The organism is Mesonia aquimarina (assembly GCF_003667275.1).
Taxonomy (GTDB): domain Bacteria; phylum Bacteroidota; class Bacteroidia; order Flavobacteriales; family Flavobacteriaceae; genus Mesonia; species Mesonia aquimarina.
In genome coordinates, this window is the sequence record NZ_RCNV01000011.1 from 68456 (window position 1) to 91681 (window position 23226).

Annotated in this window: 24 protein-coding genes; 6 read left to right on the forward strand and 18 right to left on the reverse strand. The window is 33.9% G+C overall.

All coding sequences use genetic code 11. From position 1 onward, the window contains the following. Nucleotides 1–7 precede the first annotated feature (7 nt). From D9R05_RS13220 to D9R05_RS13240, 5 genes are read left to right on the forward strand one after another with little or no spacing between them, the layout of a single operon-like run. Nucleotides 8–982, forward strand: coding sequence for a M23 family metallopeptidase (locus D9R05_RS13220; RefSeq protein WP_121667702.1), 975 nt, complete (start codon nt 8–10; stop codon nt 980–982). Next, entirely contained in the window at nt 982–1311 is a 330-nt protein-coding gene (locus D9R05_RS13225) for a MerR family transcriptional regulator (RefSeq protein WP_121667703.1), read from the forward strand. Before D9R05_RS13220 ends, D9R05_RS13225 begins: the two co-directional genes overlap by 1 nt. A gap of 12 nt (nt 1312–1323) precedes the next feature. Further along, nucleotides 1324–1914 carry a LemA family protein gene (locus tag D9R05_RS13230; RefSeq protein ID WP_121667704.1) on the forward strand — a complete coding sequence of 197 codons (591 nt, stop codon included), beginning with the start codon at nt 1324–1326 and terminating at the stop codon, nt 1912–1914. Nucleotides 1915–1924: 10 nt separating this feature from the next. Further along, nucleotides 1925–2362, forward strand: a complete 438-nt coding sequence (locus D9R05_RS13235) for a TPM domain-containing protein (RefSeq protein WP_121667705.1) — start codon at nt 1925–1927, stop codon at nt 2360–2362. Then, on the forward strand, nt 2362–3189 hold the full coding sequence (locus D9R05_RS13240; RefSeq protein WP_121667706.1) for a TPM domain-containing protein: 828 nt from the start codon (nt 2362–2364) through the stop codon (nt 3187–3189). Before D9R05_RS13235 ends, D9R05_RS13240 begins: the two co-directional genes overlap by 1 nt. A 365-nt stretch (nt 3190–3554) precedes the next feature. On the opposite strand, the gene D9R05_RS13245 is transcribed toward D9R05_RS13240, so the two are convergent. The 3 genes from D9R05_RS13245 to era form a co-directional block, all read right to left on the reverse strand. Beyond that, on the reverse strand, nt 3555–6350 hold the full coding sequence (locus tag D9R05_RS13245; protein WP_121667707.1) for an outer membrane beta-barrel protein: 2796 nt from the start codon (nt 6348–6350) through the stop codon (nt 3555–3557). Between the two features lie 104 nt (nt 6351–6454). Beyond that, nucleotides 6455–7759 (reverse strand): ribosome biogenesis GTPase Der, encoded by a 1305-nt coding sequence (der, locus tag D9R05_RS13250; RefSeq protein WP_121667708.1) that lies wholly within the window; start codon nt 7757–7759, stop codon nt 6455–6457. 87 nt (nt 7760–7846) lie between these two features. Continuing rightward, complete coding sequence (gene era, locus D9R05_RS13255) at nt 7847–8728, reverse strand: GTPase Era (protein ID WP_121667709.1); 882 nt, start codon at nt 8726–8728, stop codon at nt 7847–7849. A gap of 155 nt (nt 8729–8883) precedes the next feature. Here era and D9R05_RS13260 point away from each other — a divergent pair, with 155 nt between their 5' ends. Beyond that, entirely contained in the window at nt 8884–9624 is a 741-nt protein-coding gene (locus D9R05_RS13260; protein ID WP_162984990.1) for an aspartyl/asparaginyl beta-hydroxylase domain-containing protein, read from the forward strand. Here D9R05_RS13260 and D9R05_RS13265 read toward each other — a convergent pair. The 15 genes from D9R05_RS13265 to D9R05_RS13335 form a co-directional block, all read right to left on the reverse strand. Further along, nucleotides 9617–10672 (reverse strand): cupin-like domain-containing protein, encoded by a 1056-nt coding sequence (locus D9R05_RS13265; RefSeq protein WP_121667711.1) that lies wholly within the window; start codon nt 10670–10672, stop codon nt 9617–9619. The genes D9R05_RS13260 and D9R05_RS13265 overlap by 8 nt on opposite strands. A 22-nt stretch (nt 10673–10694) precedes the next feature. Beyond that, a complete protein-coding gene (locus tag D9R05_RS13270; protein WP_121667712.1) occupies nt 10695–11228 on the reverse strand; it encodes a hypothetical protein in 534 nt (177 codons plus the stop codon). Continuing rightward, the gene (locus tag D9R05_RS13275; RefSeq protein ID WP_121667713.1) at nt 11225–12280 is read right to left on the reverse strand and encodes a cupin-like domain-containing protein; all 1056 of its coding nucleotides are present in this window, start codon (nt 12278–12280) and stop codon (nt 11225–11227) included. The genes D9R05_RS13270 and D9R05_RS13275 overlap by 4 nt, the downstream gene beginning before the upstream one ends. Then, complete coding sequence (locus tag D9R05_RS13280) at nt 12270–12926, reverse strand: GNAT family N-acetyltransferase (protein WP_121667714.1); 657 nt, start codon at nt 12924–12926, stop codon at nt 12270–12272. The genes D9R05_RS13275 and D9R05_RS13280 overlap by 11 nt, the downstream gene beginning before the upstream one ends. After that, the gene (locus D9R05_RS13285; protein WP_121667715.1) at nt 12923–13840 is read right to left on the reverse strand and encodes a glycosyltransferase family 2 protein; all 918 of its coding nucleotides are present in this window, start codon (nt 13838–13840) and stop codon (nt 12923–12925) included. The genes D9R05_RS13280 and D9R05_RS13285 overlap by 4 nt, the downstream gene beginning before the upstream one ends. 9 nt (nt 13841–13849) lie before the next feature. Next, complete coding sequence (locus tag D9R05_RS13290) at nt 13850–14596, reverse strand: SDR family NAD(P)-dependent oxidoreductase (protein WP_121667716.1); 747 nt, start codon at nt 14594–14596, stop codon at nt 13850–13852. Then, nucleotides 14593–15648 carry a 3-oxoacyl-ACP synthase III family protein gene (locus tag D9R05_RS13295; RefSeq protein ID WP_121667717.1) on the reverse strand — a complete coding sequence of 352 codons (1056 nt, stop codon included), beginning with the start codon at nt 15646–15648 and terminating at the stop codon, nt 14593–14595. Before D9R05_RS13295 ends, D9R05_RS13290 begins: the two co-directional genes overlap by 4 nt. After that, a complete protein-coding gene (locus D9R05_RS13300; protein ID WP_121667718.1) occupies nt 15648–15878 on the reverse strand; it encodes an acyl carrier protein in 231 nt (76 codons plus the stop codon). The genes D9R05_RS13295 and D9R05_RS13300 overlap by 1 nt, the downstream gene beginning before the upstream one ends. 7 nt (nt 15879–15885) lie before the next feature. Further along, nucleotides 15886–16929 carry a 3-oxoacyl-ACP synthase III family protein gene (locus D9R05_RS13305; protein ID WP_121667719.1) on the reverse strand — a complete coding sequence of 348 codons (1044 nt, stop codon included), beginning with the start codon at nt 16927–16929 and terminating at the stop codon, nt 15886–15888. A 125-nt stretch (nt 16930–17054) separates the two neighbouring features. Beyond that, complete coding sequence (nqrF, locus tag D9R05_RS13310) at nt 17055–18347, reverse strand: NADH:ubiquinone reductase (Na(+)-transporting) subunit F (RefSeq protein ID WP_121667720.1); 1293 nt, start codon at nt 18345–18347, stop codon at nt 17055–17057. Nucleotides 18348–18363: 16 nt separating this feature from the next. Then, nucleotides 18364–18981 carry an NADH:ubiquinone reductase (Na(+)-transporting) subunit E gene (nqrE, locus tag D9R05_RS13315; protein ID WP_121667721.1) on the reverse strand — a complete coding sequence of 206 codons (618 nt, stop codon included), beginning with the start codon at nt 18979–18981 and terminating at the stop codon, nt 18364–18366. 22 nt (nt 18982–19003) lie between these two features. Continuing rightward, entirely contained in the window at nt 19004–19759 is a 756-nt protein-coding gene (locus D9R05_RS13320) for an NADH:ubiquinone reductase (Na(+)-transporting) subunit D (protein ID WP_121667722.1), read from the reverse strand. Between the two features lie 6 nt (nt 19760–19765). Further along, entirely contained in the window at nt 19766–20521 is a 756-nt protein-coding gene (locus D9R05_RS13325; RefSeq protein WP_121667723.1) for a Na(+)-translocating NADH-quinone reductase subunit C, read from the reverse strand. 3 nt (nt 20522–20524) lie between these two features. Beyond that, nucleotides 20525–21691: an NADH:ubiquinone reductase (Na(+)-transporting) subunit B gene (locus D9R05_RS13330; RefSeq protein ID WP_121667724.1), complete on the reverse strand. Its 1167-nt coding sequence runs from the start codon at nt 21689–21691 to the stop codon at nt 20525–20527. A 15-nt stretch (nt 21692–21706) separates the two neighbouring features. Further along, entirely contained in the window at nt 21707–23062 is a 1356-nt protein-coding gene (locus tag D9R05_RS13335) for a Na(+)-translocating NADH-quinone reductase subunit A (RefSeq protein ID WP_121667725.1), read from the reverse strand. Nucleotides 23063–23226: the final 164 nt, after the last annotated feature.

Sequence of the window (23226 nt, forward strand, 5' to 3'; positions counted from 1 at the left end):
TAAACGAATGTCGAAGGTTAAATATTATTACGATAGCGAAACGCTTTCTTACCGAAAAATAGAACGCAAAAAAGGCCGCAGGTTAGGCTTTGCCTTACTTGCCGTAGTGGGCAGTTTTTTAGCGGGTTTTGTGCTTTTGTTGGTTTACCTCAACCTTCCGCAAATTGAAACGCCAAAGGAGAAAGCGCTAAAACGCGAATTGCAACACATGCAGTTGCAATATGAAGTCTTAGACAAAAAAATGAATCAAGCCCAAAAAGTATTGGCTGACGTTCAAAATAGAGACAACAATATTTACCGTGTTTATTTTGAAGCAAATCCAATTCCTGATGAACAACGCAAAGCCGGTTTCGGAGGAATTAATCGGTATGAAAATTTAGAAGGCTACGATAATTCCGATTTAATTATAGAGACAAGCAAACAAATGGATGTTCTGCAAAAACAAATTGTAGTACAATCTAAATCCTTAGATGAAATTGCCACACTAGCCAGAGAAAAAGAAAAATTATTGGCCGCAATTCCCGCCATTCAGCCTGTCAAAAACGAAAATTTAACACGAATGGCTTCTGGTTACGGTATGCGCATGCATCCGATTTTAAAATACAGAAGAATGCATAACGGGATGGATTTTAGCGCTCCAACCGGCTCTGATATTTTTGCAACCGGCGATGCAGTAGTCAAAAAAGCGCGTAGAACAACCGGGTACGGAAATTTAATTGTGCTAGACCATGGCTTTGGTTACGAAACCTATTATGCGCACTTAAATGAATTTCACGTACGCCGCGGACAAAAAGTAAAGCGTGGCGAAATCATTGGCGAAGTTGGAAGTACCGGACTCTCCACGGCTCCACATTTACATTACGAGGTTCATAAAAACGATCGAGTAGTAAATCCGATTAACTTCTATCATGGCGATTTAACTGCTGAGGAGTATGATATTATGCTGAATCAATCTGCTTTAGAAAATCAATCCCTAGATTAATGCGCGTTTCTTTACCCGATAAATTATACTATAGCATTGGCGAGGTAGCCGAAGCCTTTAAAGTAAATGCTTCCCTAATTCGCTTTTGGGAAAAAGAATTTGATGTGATTCAACCCAAAAAAAACGCTAAAGGAAATCGGAAATTCACTCCAAACGATATTAAAAATTTAGAACTGATTTATCATTTGGTTAAAGAACGTGGTTTTACCTTAGAAGGTGCCAAAACGCACTTAAAAGAAGAGCGGCATAAAACACTGACTAACTTTGAAATTATTCGTAAATTAGAACTCATAAAAAACGAACTTAATAACATCAAAAATCAACTTTAAAAAATTAAATACATGAAAAAAGGAATTATTGCCATAGTAGTTATTGTAATTCTTGGGATTATCGCTTACAGTTTAACGGCAGGGGTAAATAACACCGCAGTTGAACTTGAAGAAAAAGTAAAAGCCTCTTGGGCAAATGTAGAAAGTGCGTATCAACGTAGAACCGATTTAATTCCTAACCTGGTAAATACCGTAAAAGGAGCAGCAGATTTTGAGCAAGAAACGCTCACCCAAGTTATTGAAGCACGTGCTAAAGCAACTTCAGTGAATGTGAATGCCGATAATTTAGATGCTGAATCCATTCAAAAGTTTCAACAAGCACAAAGCGGAGTATCTTCTTCCTTATCACGATTATTGGTAAGTGTAGAACGTTATCCGCAATTAACCGCTACCCAAAATTTTCAGAATTTACAATCGCAACTAGAGGGGACAGAAAATAGAATAAATGTAGAACGCAATCGTTTTAATGAAAATGTTCGCGCCTACAATACTTATATCAGAAAATTCCCGAATAATATTTTTGCAGGAATGTTTGGCTTTGAGCGTATGGCTGCTTTTGAAGCAGATGAAGGAGCTGAAAACGCACCTGAAGTAAAATTTTAAAAATAATTCTATGTCTTCTACTAATAAGTTTATCACAAAAAGTGACGAGCAAGAGATTATTAAAGCTATACAAACTGCCGAAAATAGCACTTCCGGAGAAATACGTGTTCATATAGAAGCCAATTGCCCGGATGCTGTTTTTGATCGTGCAAAAACTATTTTTGAGGAATTAAAAATGGACGAAACCCAATTAAAAAATGGGGTGCTGATTTATTTAGCAGCCGAAGATCATAAGTTTTACATTATGGGCGACAGCGGTATAGACAAGGTTGTCCCCGATAATTTCTGGGAAAGCACCAAAGACATCATGCAAGCGCTTTTCAAGCAAGGCCGTTTTAAACAAGGCTTAGTAGACGGTATTTTAAAAGCCGGAGAACAACTCAAAAAACACTTCCCGGTAGCCGAAGACGACATTAACGAACTTTCAGACGAAATCTCTAGAGGATAATGACATTTACAACTCCGCAGTACAAAACTTTTTTACATTCACTTTTTATACTTTTCATTGGCCTAAGCTCATTTTCAAGCTACAGCCAATTAAGCATTCCTAAAAAACCCGCTACTGAAACCAGCGTGTATGATAAGGGTGATATGCTAAGTTCTGCGGAAGAAAAGCAGCTAGAACAAAAATTGATTCGCTATGCCGATACAACCTCGACCCAAATTGTAATTGCCACCATTCCCTCTCTACAAGGGGAATACATTGGCACCTATGCTGTAGAATGGGCAGCAAATTGGAAAATTGGACAAAGCCAAAAAGATAACGGATTACTGATTTTATTATCAAAACAAGACCGAAAGATTTGGATTACCACCGGTTATGGCTTAGAAGAATATATGACCGACGCGACCACCAATACGATTATCGACGATATCATTACCCCTGAATTTAAAAAGGGTAATTTTTATAACGGTTTAGATAAAGGAACCACGGCTATTTTTCAAGTATTAAACGGAAGTTTTAAAGGGAGTCCGCAACAACGTCAAGGCAAAAGCAATGGCTTTCCCATTAAGGCGCTATTTTTCATTTTTATTTTTATCATTATCATCATCTCGATCATCAAAAAAGGTCGAGGCGGCGGAAGAAACGGCGGACGAAGAAGCGGAGCCGATACACTTTTTGATGTTATTCTATTAAGTAGTCTCGGGCGTGGCTTTGGTGGCGGTTCATCTGGCGGTTTTGGAGGCGGAAGCGGCGGCTTTGGCGGTGGAGGCTTCGGCGGTGGTTTTGGCGGCGGTGGCTTCGGTGGCGGCGGTGCCGGTGGCAGCTGGTAAAGCGCAAACACTCAAAACCTTAACATTATATGTTAATTTACATATTTATTAAGTTTACTTAACATAAATGTAATATATATCATAAATAAATACGCAAAACGCTAAATTTTTACAAAAACACCGAATTTTATTTAATTAATAAAAAACATTAGTTTATTTTTATAGTCCTAACCTAAAAATAAACACATATGTTAAGTCTTTACCATGAAAATTTGCAGGTTAAAAGAAACAATTATTCTTTTAAAAGAAAATCTAAAAATTTAATGTTTTGGATGTCAGAAGTAATAAAAAACAAACATTATTACAAAATGGACGGACAAATAAATGTTTAGTTCATGCTAGCTTGCATGACTTATTTGGTTGACTTAAAATCTACCGCGTTTGTTATTAGGATCTTTACCTCCAAATTTACTGAACTTGTACGTAAAGCTAAACATCACGTACTGTTCTAGCACCAGCTGTTGTGTATCTTGAATAAAATCCTCTCCGGTGTTACGTGTAGTTGATACGTTTTCATCTAACACATCAAACACCTTTACTTTTACAATTCCGTCTTCACCTAAAATTTTATAACCCAAACTCATATTCCATAACACAAAAGAGTTTTTAAAACCCGGTGCCGTATTACCGATATAGCGATATGAAATATCATTTCCAAAGACCAATTTTTTAGGCCAAAAAGAAGTTATTTCTACGCCTACATTATGGTTTGTATATATCTCATCTCTGGTATCATCTAAACTATATTGCGCCCAATTCAAATTCATGGAATAACTTGGCTCCAACCTAAAAATCTCTTCTATATCATATTCCAATTCTAAACGCGGAGTTAGCGACTGATTTGTAGATTCAAATTTCACCCCATTAGAAAAACCCAGATTTTTATTCGCATTTCCATACAAACCAAGGTCGAGTTTTACACTATGAGTTTCATTAAGCTCATAGGTTTTATTCAAACTTCCTCCACCATTTATTGTATAGGCTCCGTCCACATTTGTGTAAGTAGTTGTTCTTACCAAATCATCATCGGTTGTGGTGATAGACACCACTCGATCATTTGTTAAACTCGCACTTAAATACGTATAAAAACCGGAATGGGTCTTATAATCATAATTATTAAAATTCATATAAGCACGATGCTGCAAACTTGGTTTCAAATTAGGGTTACCCGTCACTATATTTAAGGGATTGGTCGTATTTACAACCGGTTGTAATTGATTTATGGAAGGGACATCTCGCGTGGTACGGTAATTAAAATAAATGCGCTTTGATTTATTCAATTTATACCGAAAATAAACATTGGAAAAAAAGTTATTATACGTATTATCAAACGAGCTTCCGGTGAATAAATCTTCATTTTTTAGCCGGATATTTTGAATCCCCCCGGAGACACTAGCGCGTAACTTTTCACCGCGATAAACCAAGCCGACATCAGGACGGTGATTAAAACTTTCGGATTCAAAATCATTGCTCAATTCATCAATCAATATAGTGTAATCACCGGTATTTTGATCGGCACGATAAACCAAACGTGTATTGGTTGAATTATTCTTGGTATAATCATATTCAAGGTCCACAAACAATTTCTCTGAAAGCGGGAAACGACTTCCAAAATTTAAACTGTACTCATCCTCTTGTTCATCTTGATCTATATATTGATCTTGTATCGTAGTCTCTACCAAATTTCCATCAGCATCAAAAACATCTCTTGAAGAAAAGTATTGTGAATCATCTTGCGACTCGTTATTTGTATTATCAAAGCCTAATCGTACATAAGCGCCTTTGGTTCCAAACTTTCGCGTGACATCAAAATTATTACTGAAATTAGTAGTAAACACTTCAGAGAATTGTTCTGTTTCAGCGGTATTAATGGCGGTTCCGTCTGCTTCAAAAGATTCGGTAAATGCATTACTTTTTGCAAAACCATTGTTGACCGTCATATTTGGACGTACAGAAATACGCGTCATCGTATCGGGTTCAATTTCAAAGGATAAACGAGCACGATGATTGTCATTCTGTCGCTCTGAACTGGAAACGGAATTATTAAAATAACGGCGATCAGGCAAAATATTTTCACGCTCTACTTTAGTTTCTGTTCGCGTATCGGCACGATTAAAAAAGTAATTGGTATTTAACTCTGCATCTTTATCCCATTCATTTACAAAATTAATTCCGGCATTATCAGACTTGGTAATTCCGCCATTTCCTCCTCCAAACCCGGCTCCATTAATAGAAAAAGACCCGTTACTACTTCTGGTTATTGAATATGCATTTCTTCCCATGGCATCATAGACTTCATCAAAGGTAAAACCTGAAGAGTTAATATTATTGGAACTGGCCAATACACTCACCCGCAATTCATCTTTAAAGTAATTTCCTATTCCGCTAAGCTCATAACGTTCATCAGTTCCGCCCCCGGCCGTAATTCTGGAAAAATAACCTTTGTTTTTATCCTCATCAATGGTAATGTTAATGGTTTTATTTTCTGAATCGCCTTCTTTTCCGGTAAATTCTTCTGATTTTGTTTTGGTATCAACCACCTGAATTTTATTGATGATTTCTTTCGGTAAATTTTTTGTAGCAATTTTAGGATCATCACCAAAAAACTCTTTTCCGTTAATCATAATTCGGGAAACCGTTTTTCCGTTTACAGTAATATTGCCGTCACTATCTACCGAAACCCCGGGTAATTCTTTGAGCACCTCTTCTAAGTTCGCATCATCACGGGTTTTAAACGAAGCGGCATTAAACTCTAAAGTGTCGGTTTTTATAGTGACCGGTGCACGCGAGCCTTTTACGACTACTTCATCTAAATTATTCGTAGAGAATTTTAAGGGAATAGTTCCTAATTGAAAATTTCGTTTATCGCTTAAAGACAGCGTCTTTTTAAAGGTCTGAAAACCGGTAAAGGAAATAAACAGATTGACTTTTTCTGCATCGGTTTGATCTTCTATTTTAAAAGCTCCTTTACTATCGGTAATTGTATAAGTAACCAAGGTACTGTCTTTTGCCGTTTCTACGTATACAGTAGCCGATTCTAGCGCTATTTGCTGATCGTCGGTAATGGTTCCCGATATTGAAAAGTCTTGCGCCTGTGTAGTAAATACTGCAAAAGCAAAAAACATCATTCCTAAAAAGGCTGAGCGATAAAATTGATTCATAATAGCGTTAAGTTAGTTTGGCCGATGTATAGACTTCTATAACTTAAAAACGTTGCATTGTAGTATATATTAAACCGATATTTAAACTGAGTTTAAATAGCAGCTTATTTCTTCCGCATATAAACGCTAATCGGTACGCCGGTAAAATCGAATTCTTTACGGAGTTTATTTTCTAAATATCGCTTATAGGGATCTTTTACGTATTGTGGCAAATTACAGAAAAATGCAAATTGTGGCGTTGGCGTTGGCAATTGCGTAACAAATTTAATTTTCACATACTTCCCTTTAGTCGCCGGTGGCGGGTTATGCTCAATTAGCGGAAGCATAACATCGTTCAGTTTACGCGTCTTAATCTTCTTACTTCGATTTTTATAAACCTCAACCGCTGTTTCGATGGCTTTAAAAATTCGTTGTTTATTCAACACAGAGATAAAGACAATCGGCACATCGGTAAACGGTTCTATTTCTTGCCTGATTTTAGCTTCATATTCTTTCAAGGTTTGGGTTTCTTTGGTCACCAAATCCCATTTATTCACTAAAATTACAATTCCTTTTTTATTGCGCTGCGCGAGCCAAAATATATTTTGAACTTGGCCGTCAAAACCACGTTGTGCATCAAATATCACTAAGCAAACATCCGCATGTTCAATAGCGCGCACACTTCGCATCACCGAATAAAATTCTACATCTTCCTTTACTTTGGTTTTTCTTCGGATTCCTGCGGTATCTATCAAATTAAAATCGAATCCAAAACGATTGTAACGGGTATCTATAGAATCTCGTGTAGTTCCCGCAATATCGGTAACAATGTAACGTTCTTCCCCAATTAGCGCATTAATGAACGAAGATTTTCCTGCGTTTGGTCTACCAACCACTGCGAAACGCGGCAAATCCTCTTCTTTATGTTCTGATTCTTCAGGCAAAGCTGCCACCACAGCATCTAATAAATCGCCGGTACCACTCCCGCTGATTCCTGCAATGGTATAAAACTCCCCTAAACCTAAGGAATAAAACTCGATTGCGTCTTCTTCCCGCATCGCAGAATCAACTTTATTCACTGCTAAAAAAACGGGTTTATCTACTTTTCTAAGCAATTTAGCAACTTCTTCATCCATTGGATTAACACCAAATTCTACATCAACCATAAAAATAATGGCATCGGCTTCATCAATGGCTAATTTTACTTGCCTATCGATTTCGGCTTCAAAAACATCGTCACTTCCCACAACATAACCTCCGGTATCAATCACAGAGAATTCTTTACCGTTCCAATCTGATTTTCCGTAATGACGATCGCGAGTTACACCGCTTACCGAATCTACAATAGCCTCTCTACGCTGAATCAATCGATTAAAAAAGGTAGATTTTCCTACATTGGGTCTTCCTACAATGGCTACAATGCTGCTCATAATAATTTATTTAGGCTGCAAAAATACATGTTAAAATGGAGTTATTCGGTACTTATTCAAAAATAAGCAAACTAAAATTAGGCTGAATTATTGATTATACCCAAAACGCTTTAATTGCCTATCATCGTTTCGCCAATTTTTATTGACTTTCACATATAATTCGATATGCACTTGTTTTCCAAAGAATTTTTCTAAATCTTTTCTGGCTTCCGTCCCCACACGTTTAATAGCAGCGCCTTTATGACCGATGATAATTCCTTTTTGCGAATCACGTTCTACCATAATCACGCTTCGCATTCTAATGATATTTTCATCTTCAAAAAACTCTTCGGTTTCAATTTCTACACTATACGGAATCTCCTTTTTATAGTGCATCAATATTTTTTCCCGAATAATTTCATTGACAAAAAAGCGTTCCGGCTTATCAGTCAATGCATCTTTATCATAAAACGGAGGAGAAACAGGTAATAATTCCAATATACGATTAAATACTTCAGGAACTCCGAAATTTTCTAAAGCAGATATAGCAAAAACTTCGGCATTAGGAACACGAGCTTTCCACAAATTAATTTGTTCTTCTACTAAAGTTTGGTCTCCCTTATCAATTTTGTTCAACAATAAAATCACCGGAATTTCCGAACTGGTTATTTGCTGAAAAAACTTTTCATCCTTTAGCTCCTTTTCGCCCAATTCAACCAGGTATATTAAGACATCAGCATCTTGAAAAGCCGCTTTCACAAAATCCATCATCGAATCTTGCAAGGCATAAGCCGGTTTTATAATCCCAGGAGTATCACTTAATACCATCTGAAAATCTTCTCCATTAACAATACCCAAAATCCGGTGCCGAGTAGTTTGTGCTTTAGAGGTAATAATAGAAAGGCGCTCACCTACAAAGGCATTCATCAAAGTCGATTTACCCACATTGGGATTTCCGATAATATTTACAAAACCTGCTTTGTGTTCCATAGAAAACTTTTCAGCAAAGATAGTATATTAAAGTGGCTTATGTGTAAAAAGAGAATATGTTCATTTCTTCCAATAAATATTGCACGAGTAATTATAAATTCTAAATTTAAGTCTCCTTTTTTCAGAAAATAGTATTTTTATAGAAAATTATTAGTTTGACATCAAAAATATGGTATTCATACCAAGGAGGAATTTCTGAAGATGATGATATTGGGTTTTATAACCCTAAGCAAATAGTTTCTTTACTAGTCATTGAAAAAAATTGGAAAGAAATTGCTAAGGAAATACAAGATTACCTCCAAAATAATAGAAAAAAACTTTCCCCCTATTTTGATCCCAGTCTTGTAAATCAACAAAAAAGTTGGAAAATAGCTACTTTTATAGCTTGGAACTGGAATAAATACAGTAATATAAAATCATGTCCAAAAACATTAAAAATACTTTCTGAATTTCCTGATTTAGTTTCTGCTTCTATTAGCGTGTTAGAGCCTGGTGCTACAATTAAACCTCATCGTGGAGACACAAACGCTATTATTAGATGTCACTTGCCATTACAAGCCTCCGAAAAATTACCGCTTTGTGGAATGAAAGTAAAATATGAAGAACGCTCTTGGATAAATGGCAAACTACTAGCTTTTAATGATGCCGCTTGGCATACCGCTTGGAACAAATCTGAAAAAAGAAGAATTATTTTAATCTTTGATATTATTAAACCTGAGTTTTCTCATAAAAAATACACTATATGCAGTAAAGTTTTAACGAGTATTTTTGTTAATGGTCTACTTCATAAGTTTGGAAAAAACCAATCGTTTAATAAAAAAATGAAGCATTATTTTATTACCTCTTTTGCCTTGATAATTAATTGTCTTTTACGAATAAATAATATATTTAAATAGTCTCTTTCTTCTTTTTTAAAAACTCTTGCAAACGTCCATCTTCAGCAAGGTGAATTAAATTAGTATCTTTTTTTGATAACTTGTAGCTTTTCCACATTGGCGGTTTCATAGCAAAATGATCTAAGAAAGCATAAAGCGGATTTTGCTTAAAACTATAAGCTGTTGGCACCCATCTATAACCAACACCTATAGAATCGGTTTGATTGTTTACTGCATGCCACCAAAAGGGAGGGTTCCATAAAATATCTCCTGGTCTTAAAACAAAATCATATCTATCTACATACTTAAAAAGCTCGTAGGGCTTTTCAAAATCAGGCTCAAACGGATTAAAAGGATAATTATTTTTTCTAAAAGGAGCGCCTCGATACACATTTCTAATAGGGTCTGGATCTACAATTGCCGAATGTTTTGGCGACATTAATGACCACCTTTTCTCTCCACAAACTTGCACAAACAAATTACAGGCCATAGCATTATGCAATGGACTTTCTGTAGTTTTACCCCCTATAAAGACTTGAAACGATTCAAAAAAAGGTTTTTTATGCCTTGCTTTTTTAAGCCAATTATAATCAAAATCTGCTAAATGCTCTGGATGTTCTGATAAAAGTGGGTAAAACCGATAATATTTTGTTCCGCCTTCACGAATATTTTCAATTAAATCTGCTAAAGTTATTTTTTCATAAGGAGCATCTATATGTTTACTGTTTACTACTAAAATTTCATCATCGCCGTGTAAATCTTTAAAATAATCTAAGGACCATTTTTTTACACAGTCCCAATTTTTTGCGCCGCCTTCTATTATTAAAGGAATACCTTTTTTTATATAGTGATTTTGAAGTTCTTCTATTGAAATGTCTTTTCTTCGCTCAATATCTAAAACTCTCCCTTCTCCAGATTTCTCTAATGTTTTTTTTATTCTTTTATAAAGATTTCGTCTAAGTTTTCCTGTTAATGAATACGCTATTTTTCGTGTAAAGAAATGATCTAAGACCTGATAAATTCCATATTCAAAACGTTGAGAGAATTTAAGATTTTCTCTGATTTCCATATTTTTAATTATAAAATTCTTACTAAGGTGAAAAAATCTTATGCGACCCAAATTGATTTTTACTCACTTTTTTACCAGTTTCGCTATAATATTTCAACCCTTTTAAGATCGAATTTAAGTATTTTTTATAAGATGGCACTAAAAAAATGAAAGCAAAAAAGTACCAAATGGGACGAGGTATTTTTTTATATGAATCAGTAAATATTTCTATTGTAAAAATTGAGATTTCTGTTGTTTTACTTTCTATAGAAAATTTTACTTCACTAAGGTTTTCGTCGTCATTGTCAATCTTAACTTTATAAGATTTCTCTTCTTGCCAATCTATTACTTCCCGCTTCATAGATTTACCACTATAAAAAAAACCTTGATCTGTATCACCAATTTGCTTCCACGAAGTTGTTTTTATATGTTTTTTACAGTAGGGGTGATAATTTTCCAAATGGCCTGGCTGAGTAATAATATGCCATATTTTTTCTTTTGTATAATTTATTTCTATTTTACCTTGAATAAAAAATGCCCTTCTAGTGTTGATATTATATAGAAAAGGAAAGCTCATTTTTTTTCTTTTAAGGATTTTTTATAATCTTCAAAATTACCTGTTTCCATTAAATGAAGAATATTATAATCTGTACCAAACATCTTTTTTAATTTCCAGAAAGGAGGATTCAGTACACACATATCTAAAAAACTATATAAAAAAGAAACTCTCATAGAGTTTAGTGGAGACCACCAACGATAGCCAACTCCTATAGAATCAGTTAAATTTGTCACAGTATGCCAATAATGTGGTGGGTTAAACAATATATCTCCAGGTTTTAAATGTGCCTCAAAGCTATCTATATATTTAAATAATGTATAAGGTGTTTCGTAATTAGGATTAAAAGGATCAAAAGAACCTTCAGCTTTTTTATAAGGAGCTGATCTATGAAGGTTTTTTCCGGGATCCGGATCTACTATGATAGTTTTGTTTGGCGGATACAATATAAACTTTTTCTCGCCATAAACCTGTGTAAAAAGATTACCCCCGGTAGAATTATGCATCGGCGTGCTAGTGTTTTTACCTCCAATAAAAACTTGAAAAAATTCGCCTAAACTTAAATTTGCTTTTCTATTTCTAAGCCATTTGTAATCAAAATCTTTTATATGCTCTGGATGTCTTGTAAGTAAAGGGTAAAAACGATAATACTTAGACCCTCCTTGTTGAATATTATTTATTAGTTCTTTTAGCCGTAAAACTTCAAATGCCTTTTCTCTTATATTATCACCAGAAATTAAAATTTCATCATCTCCATGGAGTTCTTTAAAATAGTCTAAACTCCATTTTTGTACACAGGCCCATTCTTTAGCAGCTCCTTCTAAAATTACTGGGATACCCTTTTTTAAATAATAAGATTTAAATTCTTTTTTGGTTAAATTTTTCTTTCGTTCTACTTGACGTATTTTCCCTTCTCCTTTTTTTTTAAGTTGAATATGAAGTTTTTGATAAAGTTTTCGTCGAGATTTATTATGAAGTTTAAATGTATTATAACGACCAATAAAATGATCTAAAGTTTGGAAATAACCGTATTTTAAATGATCTTCTATTTTTATACCATCATTATTCCCCATGGCTTCTTTTTTTATCGATTACTTTTTTTAAATATACAGGAAGTTTTGGATAAAGTTCCTCCATATCTTGTTTTGATAATGAAACATCGTCCCAACTAATATCTTTTGTTTCTCCTGTCAGTTTTTTTACCGTTAGCCTAAGCAAAGATGCTTTTTCAAGATATGCTTTTTTTGTTAATTCCATTTTCACTTTTTGTTCATCTTCTATTTCTTCTGTTATAGAATAACCTAATTTTAAATTGTAAGCAATTGCTTTTGTATTATCTTTTCTTACTTCAGCCATGGTAAGATGCATACCCATAATTAAAAAAGTAATATCAGCTAAACAAATTGAAGCGATTACTGGAAGATGAGAGTTTTGATAAGTTTCATCCCAAATAAACATTCCTCCTTCAGCAGTTTTGTTTTTATACGAGTGTACCTTCCCGTGAATAAGACCTATTTTTTTATCCTTATATTTAATTACAAAATAATAATGATGTGCGGTATTAATCTTCTTAAACCATTCTTGTTGATCCTTCTTTGATATTCTCTTTTGAAAAAACATTTTACTACTTATCTCTGCCTTATTTCGCATTTTTCTAACAAGTTCTAAGTCTGCTTTCTGAAGGCGAATAAGTGTAATACCGTATTTTTCGATAATCATAAATACCGTTCTTTAATAGAAAAACTTGGTTTATTATTTAAGACAATATAAATGTTGTTTAAATATTTTCCTATTATTCCAAAACAGAGTAAAATCAAGCTTGTTGAAAATGAAATAGCAACAATTATAGCAGTAAATCCTGCTACATCTATTCCTAGAAAAATCTTTTTGAAGATAAAAAATAAACCAATAATAAACGACAAAAATGAAAAAAAAGCCCCTCCATACGTCATTAATTTTAAGGGCCAAGTACCGTAAAGTAATGTAATAGAGGTTATAAACCTAAAGGTGTTTCTTAATGAATAACCCGTCTTTCCATGTTTTCTGGGGTGCTTTTTTACTTGAACAAAATCAATGTAATTGGTATACCAAAAGAATAATTCATCTAAAAAAATAAAATGTTGTTTATGATTTCTGATCTTTTCAACTAAAGAAGAATTAAAGATTCTAAATGAAGAACCTTCTCCTAAAGCTCCTTCAACAGCCTTGCTTCCTTTTTTCCAGAGCTGACTTCCAGCATTTTTTATAGAATTATTTATATTTCTATCAATTCCGTAAACTAAATCTAACGAATCGATTTTAATTTTATCGATCAGTTTTACAATATCCTCGGGGGCGTGTTGTAAATCATCATCAATAGTAATTATGTAATCACTTTTTACAAAACTGAAAGCACAAAAAGTAGCATTATGCTGACCGTAATTTTTTGAAAGTCGAATAATTTTTACAGATTCTGGATATTTCTTTTTTATTTCTTTAAGAATTTTCCAGCTATTATCGCTAGAAAAATCGTCTACAAAAATTAATTCAAAAGAAATATTTTTAATAGAATTAAAAACCGAAATCAGTCTTAAAGAAAGCTCTTTTAAGCTATCTTCACTATTATAAACAGGAATAATTACAGAATAATCCATAGCTATAAATTAATGACCTGCTGTTAAACCTCCATCCATAACCAACTCCGTTCCGGTTATCCATTTAGAAGCATTAGATAATAAAAATAAAATTGCATTAGCAACGTCTTCTGGCTCTCCAAATCCTAATGGGTAATGTTCTCCATGCTTATCCATCATTTCTTTACTTACTGCTTTTTCAGCTTCTTCAAAAATGGGTGTTCTTACCATAGCCGCACTAATTACATTAGAACGTATTTTTTGAGGAGCATATTCTAAAGCTATTGTTTTACTATATGCATTTATTGCCGCTTTGCTTCCTGCGTATAACGCTCCTCCTTTATGAGCAAAATGACTGGATATAGATGACATAAATACCAATGAAGCGGTATTATTAATTTTTTTAGCCTTAAAAAGTTTACTTGTTAATAACACAGAGGCTGTATAATTAACCTCAAACAATTGATTAATCTGTTTTTGACCAATAAATTTAATTGGAAAAGGACGAACCATACCAACACTATGAACAATTCCATCTAATTTTGGCAGCTGGTCTATTAAATTTTCAAGTTGAACTGCGTTAGTTAAATCAGCTAAAATAACACGATGGTTTTCGCCTTTTAATTGATTAAAAACATCATTTAATCTATCTTTATTTCTTGCTAAAATAATAAGTGTTGCCCCCACACTAGCTAATGTAATTGCAGTTTGAGCACCAATTCCTGAAGATGCTCCAGTTACAAGAATGTTTTTTTTATTTAAACGAAACTCACTCATACTTCAATTAATTTGGGACAAGCAATTTTATTTATTTCTAAAGTTACTATTCCCCATGATAAACCAACTCCAAAACCCGACAATAATAAACGTAACCTATTCTTTTTTGCCTGATCGTTAAGTTGCGTGACAAGTGTTAAAGGAATGGAGGCTGAACTTGTATTACCGAAATTTTTAATTGAATAAGGAACTTTTTCCGCTTGAAATTTTAATTTTTTACGAATCGTTTCATTCATTAATTTATTGGCTTGATGCATTAAAAAATAATCATAATCATCTGGATTAGAATTTGTTTTACTAAGAAACTCTTTTAAACTTTTAGGAACATCTGTTATTGAGAAATTAAAAACATCAAGTCCGTTTAATGCTAAATTTAAATTGCAACGTTTTATTCCATCTGCAATTTCCTTTTTTATAAAAGACTCTTCATTTATCAAATTTCTAATCCCACCATCTTTTATAATGATAGACTTATAACCTTCGCCTTTGCTATTTAATTGAAAACACATTTTTTTTGCACTTTCATCATATTCCAATGCAGTTACAGAACCTGCATCACCAAATAAAGGATAAGTACTTTTATCTTCTTTAGCACAAGTTGCAGAAGATATATCACCCATCATCAATAAAGCTTTATTTAAGCCGGTATTTTTTAAAAGACTACTAACAACAGAAATTCCGTAAGGGTACCCTGAACATCCTAAGCCTATATCAAAAGCCATACAATTAGTTGATAAACCTAAGCGGTCTTGCAAAATAATTGATGTGGCTGGTAAATAATAATCTCTAGATTGCGATAAAAAAACAAGTATATCTACTTCATCCTTTTTCCAATCAAGTTCCTTTAAAAGTACTTTTGCCGCCTCTAAACATAAATCTGAAGTTGTTAATCCTTTAGGAGCTACTCTTCTATTTTCAACGCCAGTAGTTTTTACTAATAACTTTTTCTCTGTAGCAGATAATTTATCATAATCCCAATTAGATTCGGTATTTTTAGGAACCGCTGCTGCAATCCCTGAAATCTTAACATCAGAAATAGAAAAAAAAGGCATTATTTACGTTCTTTAACTATAGTGTACAAATCTTCTACGCTAGAAAGTCGTGTTAAATCTTCTCCTGTTAAAACAACATCATATTCTGTATCTATAAGCGCTATAATAATAAGGGCGTGCATAGAACTCCATTCATCTAAATCTTTAAAGCTAGTTTCTTTTTGAAGTGTTCCTGGCTCAAGCTCATCAAACTCAGCTTCTATTTTTTCAATAAAAGTATTTATATTCATAGTTAATTTATTCAAAATTAATAATCGTTCCGCCCCAAGAAAGTCCTATTCCAAAACCTGCTAATAAAACTTTATCACCTTGAGAAAATTTATTCTCTCTAAAAGCATCACATAAAGCAATTGGAATTGAGGCTGAAACAGTATTCCCTATTTCTTCAATATTGACAATAAACTGTTCAGAAGGAATTTTCATGCGTTTTCTTATAAAATCTAGCATCTGTCCGTTTGCCTGATGCAATATAAAAAAAGAAATATCATTTTGTGATAAATTTTCAATTTCTAATAATTTTTTTACTAACCGAGGAACGGTTCGTAAAGCAAATAAAAATATTGCTGAACTTTTCATAATTAATCGCCCTCCTAAATTATTGTGACGATCATTTAAAAACTGACGTAACCATTCTACATCAGCTGGATGACGTGTTCCTGAACGCTCAACTTTTAAAAGGTGTTCTCCTGAGCCGTCTGTACCAAAAGTAAATTTGCCTAAACTAGCATTAATTCCCTCTTTAATTTTCTGGTTACTGACAAGTGTTGCAGCACCAGCATCGCTAAAAATAGAGCGCAATTCTATATCTGAAGGATGAATAATTTTTGTAGGTGTATCTGCTGTAATTAGTAAAACATTATTCACTTGTCCAGAAACAATAAGTGCGTTAGCAATACTTAAGCCATAAACAAAACCTGTGCACCCATGCAAAATATCAATTGCTCCTACAGTAGTTTTTAAACCTAAATCATTTTGAATAATGCAGGCAGTAGTCGGTCCTTTATATTCTAAAGCGTCAGAAACAAAAATAATATATTCAACATCATCTTTATCAATGTCCCACTCTAAAAATATTTTTTTAGCAGCATAATTCCCTAGGTCTTTCGCAGTAACAGAAAGCTTTGCTTGGTAACGCTTTCGTATCCAATTTTGCTGATATAATTCATCAGCAGTTATTCTTTTTTCCTTTTGTTTAGCAAAAACTTGATAGTCCTTAATAATATCTTGATTAGATATAAAGTCCTCAGGAAAATAATAACTAATTGCATTTATGTACCCCATAATCAAACTGAAAAATTAAGACATTAACTTAATTTAATAAAATTTTGATAAAGGTATTTTTTTAAATTGAATAAAAAAAGCCGATGAAAAATCATCGGCTTTTATAAATTTTATGTTATTTCCGTTTATCCTCCAAAGTCATCAAATCGAATATTTTCATCAGGAATTCCAAAATCTTCTCCCATTTTTTGCACTGCCTTATTCATCAATGGAGGTCCACAGAAGTATAATTCAATCTCTTCCGGCTCGTCATGTTTAGACAGGTAATTATCAATCACCACATTATGAACAAAGCCTACAAAACCATCTCCTTCTTCGTCATGTATATCTTTCTTCACTTTCCAATTATCTTCTTCCATTGGCTCAGAAAGTGCCATATAAAATTTAAAATTAGGGAATTCTTTTTCTAATTCTCTAAAATGTTCAATATAAAACAATTCTCTTTTAGAACGCCCTCCATACCAGTAAGTAACTTTCCTTCCTGTTTTAAGGGTTTTAAACAAGTGGTATAAATGCGAACGCATTGGCGCCATTCCAGCTCCACCACCAACATATAACATTTCAGACTCACTGTGGTTTATGAAAAACTCTCCATAAGGACCTGAAATAGTAACTTTATCACCTTTTTTCTTAGCGAAAATATAAGATGAAGCAATACCAGGATTCACATCCATCCATGTATTTTTTGCTCGGTCCCAAGGTGGAGTAGCAATACGCACATTAAGCATTACCTCTCTCCCTTCCGCAGGGTAAGAAGCCATGGAATAGGCTCTTTCTACAGTTTCAGGATTTTTCATCACTAAAGGCCATAATCCGAAATTATCCCATTCCTTTTTAAACTTATCAGGTTCACCGGGATGTTCTTCAGGATGTGCCTTAATATCAATATCTTCAAATTTAACTTCTGTCTTAGGAACTTCTATCTGAATATATCCACCGGCTTTATAGTCCATATCTTCCGGAAGCTCAACTACAAATTCCTTTATAAAGGAAGCAACGTTCCAGTTTCTAACTACAGTAGCTTCCCACTTTTTAATTCCAAAGACTTCTTCTGGAATTTCAATATCCATATCTTGCTTTACCTTGACTTGGCAACCTAAACGCCAACCTTCAGCAATTTCTTTACGTGTAAAATGTGGCTCCTCAGTAGGAAGAATTGCTCCACCTCCTTCTTTTACGATACATTTACATTGAATACAAGTTCCACCACCACCACAAGCAGATGGTAAAAATAACTTGTTGTCTCCTAAGGTTGAAAGTAATGTACCTCCAGAACCTACTTCTATATCTTTTTCATTATTAACATTAATCTTTACTGGTCCAGAAGGTATTAATTTTGCCTTGGCACCTAATAATACACCAACCAACAAAAGGATTAATGCTAAAAATACAACGATACTTGCAATTATAACTGTCATAGTGTTCTTTTTTCAACTATAATTCGATTCCCATAAAACTCATAAATCCAATTGCCATAAGCCCGGTAATGATAAAGGTAATTCCTAATCCCTTTAATGGTGCCGGTACATTTGAATAAGCAATTTTCTCTCGGATTGCTGCAATACCTAATATTGCTAAAAACCATCCTATTCCACTTCCAAACCCATAGGTTAATGCTTCTCCTACTCCACCAAAATCTTTTTGCTGCATAAATAACGAGCCTCCTAAAATAGCACAGTTTACAGCGATTAGTGGTAAAAATATTCCTAGAGCACCATATAAAGCCGGAGCAAATTTTTCTACAATCATTTCTACTAGTTGTACCATCGATGCAATTACAGCAATAAACATGATAAAACTTAAGAAACTAAGATCTACACTTGCATAAGAAGGGTCTAACCAACTTAAAGCGCCCGGTCTTAGTAAATATTTATCCATAAAAAAGTTAATAGGAACGGTAACTGTTAATACAAATATTACCGCTGCTCCTAAACCTACCGCAGTTTTAACTGTTTTTGAAACTGCTAAATATGAACACATTCCTAGGAAGTATGCGAAAATCATATTTTCGATAAAAATACTTCGTACAAATAAATTTAATAATTCTTGCATAATCTTATTTTTTTAGCAGCTACTATGCTTCTTCAATTAATTTTCTATTTCTTGAACGCTGAATCCAAATAATGATACCCACTATGATTAAAGCCATCGGCGATAATAGCATAAGACCATTATTCTCATAACCCAAAGCATAAAGTCCTGAAGATTCTGCCACAGTTACTCCTTTATGACCTAATACTTCATAACCAAATAACTTACCTGATCCTAACAACTCTCTAAAGAAAGCTACCACAATAAGAATAAAACCATAACCGGCAGCATTTCCAATACCATCTAATAATGATTTATAAACACCATTTCCTAAAGCAAAAGCTTCTAAACGTCCCATTACAATACAGTTTGTAATAATAAGACCTACGAAAACCGAAAGCTGCTTACTAACATCATAAGCATAGGCTTTAAGTATTTGATCTACTAGAATTACTAATGCTGCAACAATAACTAATTGTACAATAATTCTAATTCTACTTGGAATTAAATTACGAATCATCGAAACAATCATATTACTAAATGCCATTACAGCCATTACAGCAATTGACATAACAATTGCCGGCTCTAATTGAACTGTAATTGCTAACGCAGAACATATCCCTAATACTTGAACCGTAATCGGGTTATCGTCATTTAAAGGATCACTCAGTAATTTTCTATTTTGCTTAGAAAGAAAATGTTCCTTTTCTTCAGAATTTGAAAGAAACAGAATCATCTCTTTCTTTTTAGCTTCTTCTTTTGAAGAAACTTTTTCTTGTGTATTGTTTTCTTTAGCCATAAAACTCTATTTTACTGCTACTTTGAAATTTTCTTGTTTCTTAAAATATGGCAAATAATGACTTAAACGCTCTTCAATCATATCAGAAACACCATCTCCTGTAACAGTTGCTCCAGATATTGCATTCACAGCATTATCTTCTTTGTCATTTCCACCTCCGTATCCTTTCACTACAGAAACACCTACTAAGTTTCCTGAAGAATCAAAGATACGCTCATCACTAAAACGCTCTTCAAACCAAGCCTTTGTAATTTCAGCACCTAATCCCGGAGTTTCAGATTTATGATCAAAAATAACTCCTTTTACTGTATTCACATCATTTTTTAATGATATATACCCCCAGATTGCTCCCCAAAGACCTTTACCTCTAATAGGAATAATGTAATAGGTTTCTCCTTGTACTTCTGCTTCATAAAGCGGAAAAACTTGTTCCTCTATAGGTTTTTTCAGCTCTTTAGCTAAATCAATTTTGAAAGCATCAACATCTTCAGCAACAGCTCCATCTTTATTTAGCGCTACCATTTTCTTGATATACTTATCGAAATTAGCTTCAGCTAACGGACGAGTTAATTCTTGCTTTTCTCCATCTACCATTACTGAATCTACACCAACAGTATATAAGATGTTTTGTTTTTTTTCTTGACGCACATTTGCATTTTGCTTCTCTTGCAATGAAGTTGATGTAAAAGCTAAAATAGCGGCTACAACAACAACCATTATGATTGCAAAAATAAATGTATATGCATTACTATTCTTATCCATTCTTTATGCAGTTTTTACTTGTGCTTTAACTCTTTTCTTACGTTTTTTTACATTTCCTTGAATCACATAGTGATCTATTGTTGGAGCAAAAACATTCATCAATAAAATAGCCATCATAATCCCTTCTGGATAAGCCGGATTAAAAATCCTAATCATTACAGCAAAAAGCCCAATTAAGAAACCATATATCCATTTTCCTTTTGTTGTCTGTGCAGCAGATACAGGATCTGTCGCCATAAACACAATTCCAAAAGCTAGCCCTCCAATAATCAAGTGATTGTACCACTCAAAATTCATTAAGTCATTATCTGGGAAAGAACCACCAAGTGAATTAAATATTAACCCCATTATTGCAGCTCCGATAAAACCACTCAGTATAATTCTCCAACTTCCTACTTTGGTTAAAATCAACAATAAAGCTCCAGCTAAAATACAGATGGTTGATGTTTCAGCAATAGAACCAGGAATTAATCCTGAGAACATATCCATAGAACTATACGCAACTTCATTTCCTGAAGCTAACTTACCTAAAATTGTTTCACCAGAAACCGCATCTACATCACTAGCTTCACTCACCCAAACTTTTGTTCCTGACATATAAGTAGGATACGCAAAGAATGCGAAAGCACGTGCTGTTAAAGCCGGGTTTAGAATATTCATTCCTGTCCCACCAAATGCTTCTTTTCCAATTAATACTGCAAAAACAACAGATATTGCTACCATCCATAATGGAATATCTATTGGCATAATCATCGGAATCAACAATCCGGTTACCAGGTAACCCTCATTTACTTCGTGCCCTCTAAAAATTGCGAAAGCAAACTCAATTCCAAGACCAACAGCATAAGAAACCACGATCATAGGAATCAACTTTATTGCCCCGTGACCTAATGCTTCCCAAAAACCAACTTCTGCTTGTATTTGTGATAAATACTGATAACCAGCATTCCACATTCCGAAAATAAGTGCCGGAATAAGAGCTAACACCACAGTAATCATAACACGCTTTAAATCTACCGCATCACGAATATGTGCTCCTTTTTTTGTAGTATGGTTAGGCACAAATAAAAATGTGTCTAAAGCATTTACTGCCGGCGCATACTTTTCAAACTTTTTTCCTTTGGAAAATGGCTCTTTTATCTTATCGAGCCTTTGTCTAATCCACTCCATAGTATTATGATACTTTTATCCTACTTCAGTGATCATTAAATCTAAACCTAGACGAATAATTTCTTGTGCCTCAAGTTTAGAAGTATTCACATAATCTATTAATGCAAAATCTTCAGGAATTACTTCATAAATCCCCAGACTCTCCATTTTCTCAATATTCCCAGTCATACACGCTTTTAGTAGTTGCATTGGAAAAACATCTAAAGGCATAACCTCTTCCATTTCTCCAGTTACCACTAAAGCACGTTCTTCGCCATTTAAGTTAGTGTCCACCTCATATTTCTTATTAGGAAACATCCAAGAAAGTGATGTTTTTGACATCGATGGAATTCCGTTATAAGTAAATGGCAACCAACCAAACATTCTGTAATTATTCCCTTCAGGAATTAAAGTCAGCGTATTATCGTAAAAACTAACATATTGTTTATTAGACAAACGCAGACCTGTATACACATCACCAGAAATAACTCTAGTCTGCTCATCGTTTACTTCACCTATTAAATCTTCAATGTTAGCTCCTATATATGTCTTATAATATTTTCGATCCTGCTCTTTTGATGCACTTCCTGCAACTGCAATAGTACGTTCTGCTCTATACTGACCAGTTAAAAACAAGTTTCCAATAATTGAAACATCCTCAGCACCAACAGTCCAAACACGATCTCCCATATTAATAGGATCTGTATTCTGAATATGAACCCCTACGTTTCCTGCAGGATGCGGACCAGAAACTGTTAACAACTCTACCCCTTGAATATCGGTTAAATTTGAAGCCACTTTTTTGTTGACCGCTAAGTAAACTTTTCCAGGTGTTAATTTTTTCAGCGCATTAATTCCTTCTTGAAAAGCTGCTTTTTTATCACCAAGAATAAAATCAAGGTCTGCTGCTAAAGGAGCTGAATTAAAAGCCGAAACATAAATTGCTTTTGGCTCATCTTCTGGATTTGCTACAATATCGTACGGGCGTTGCTTTAAAAAAGCACCACAACCACTTTCAAAAACACGATTTTTCACTTCTTCTGAACTAGCAGAAGATGCATTCATTTTACCGTAATCTTTGTAGGAGTTTTCCGAATCAGCTTCAATTACAATCTCTAAAATACGACGCTTATCTCCTCTCACAATTTCTTTTAACGTTCCGCTTACCGGAGAGGTAAAACGAACAGCTTCATTATATTTAGAAAAGAAAAGTTCTTCACCGGCTAAAATTTTAGTTCCTTCTTTTTTAATAAGCATTTTAGGAACAACCGCATGAAAATCTGGAGGTTTTATCGCAAAGGTCTTCGATCTAGGGGCATCGACCACGGTTTTTTCAGCTTCGCCTTTAAGCCGCAAATCAAGCCCTTTTTTAACTTTAATGTCTCTTGACATAATACAATTATCAGTTAATATTCGCGGTTGCAAATTTAGTAATTAAATCTTCATCTTTTAGCGAACTGAAAATGAAGTTATTTATTTATATAGATTCTAAATAAAGCGATTATTTTTAGCAAAAAAGAAAAACGGTAGCACAAGAGATTTTACGTATATTTAGC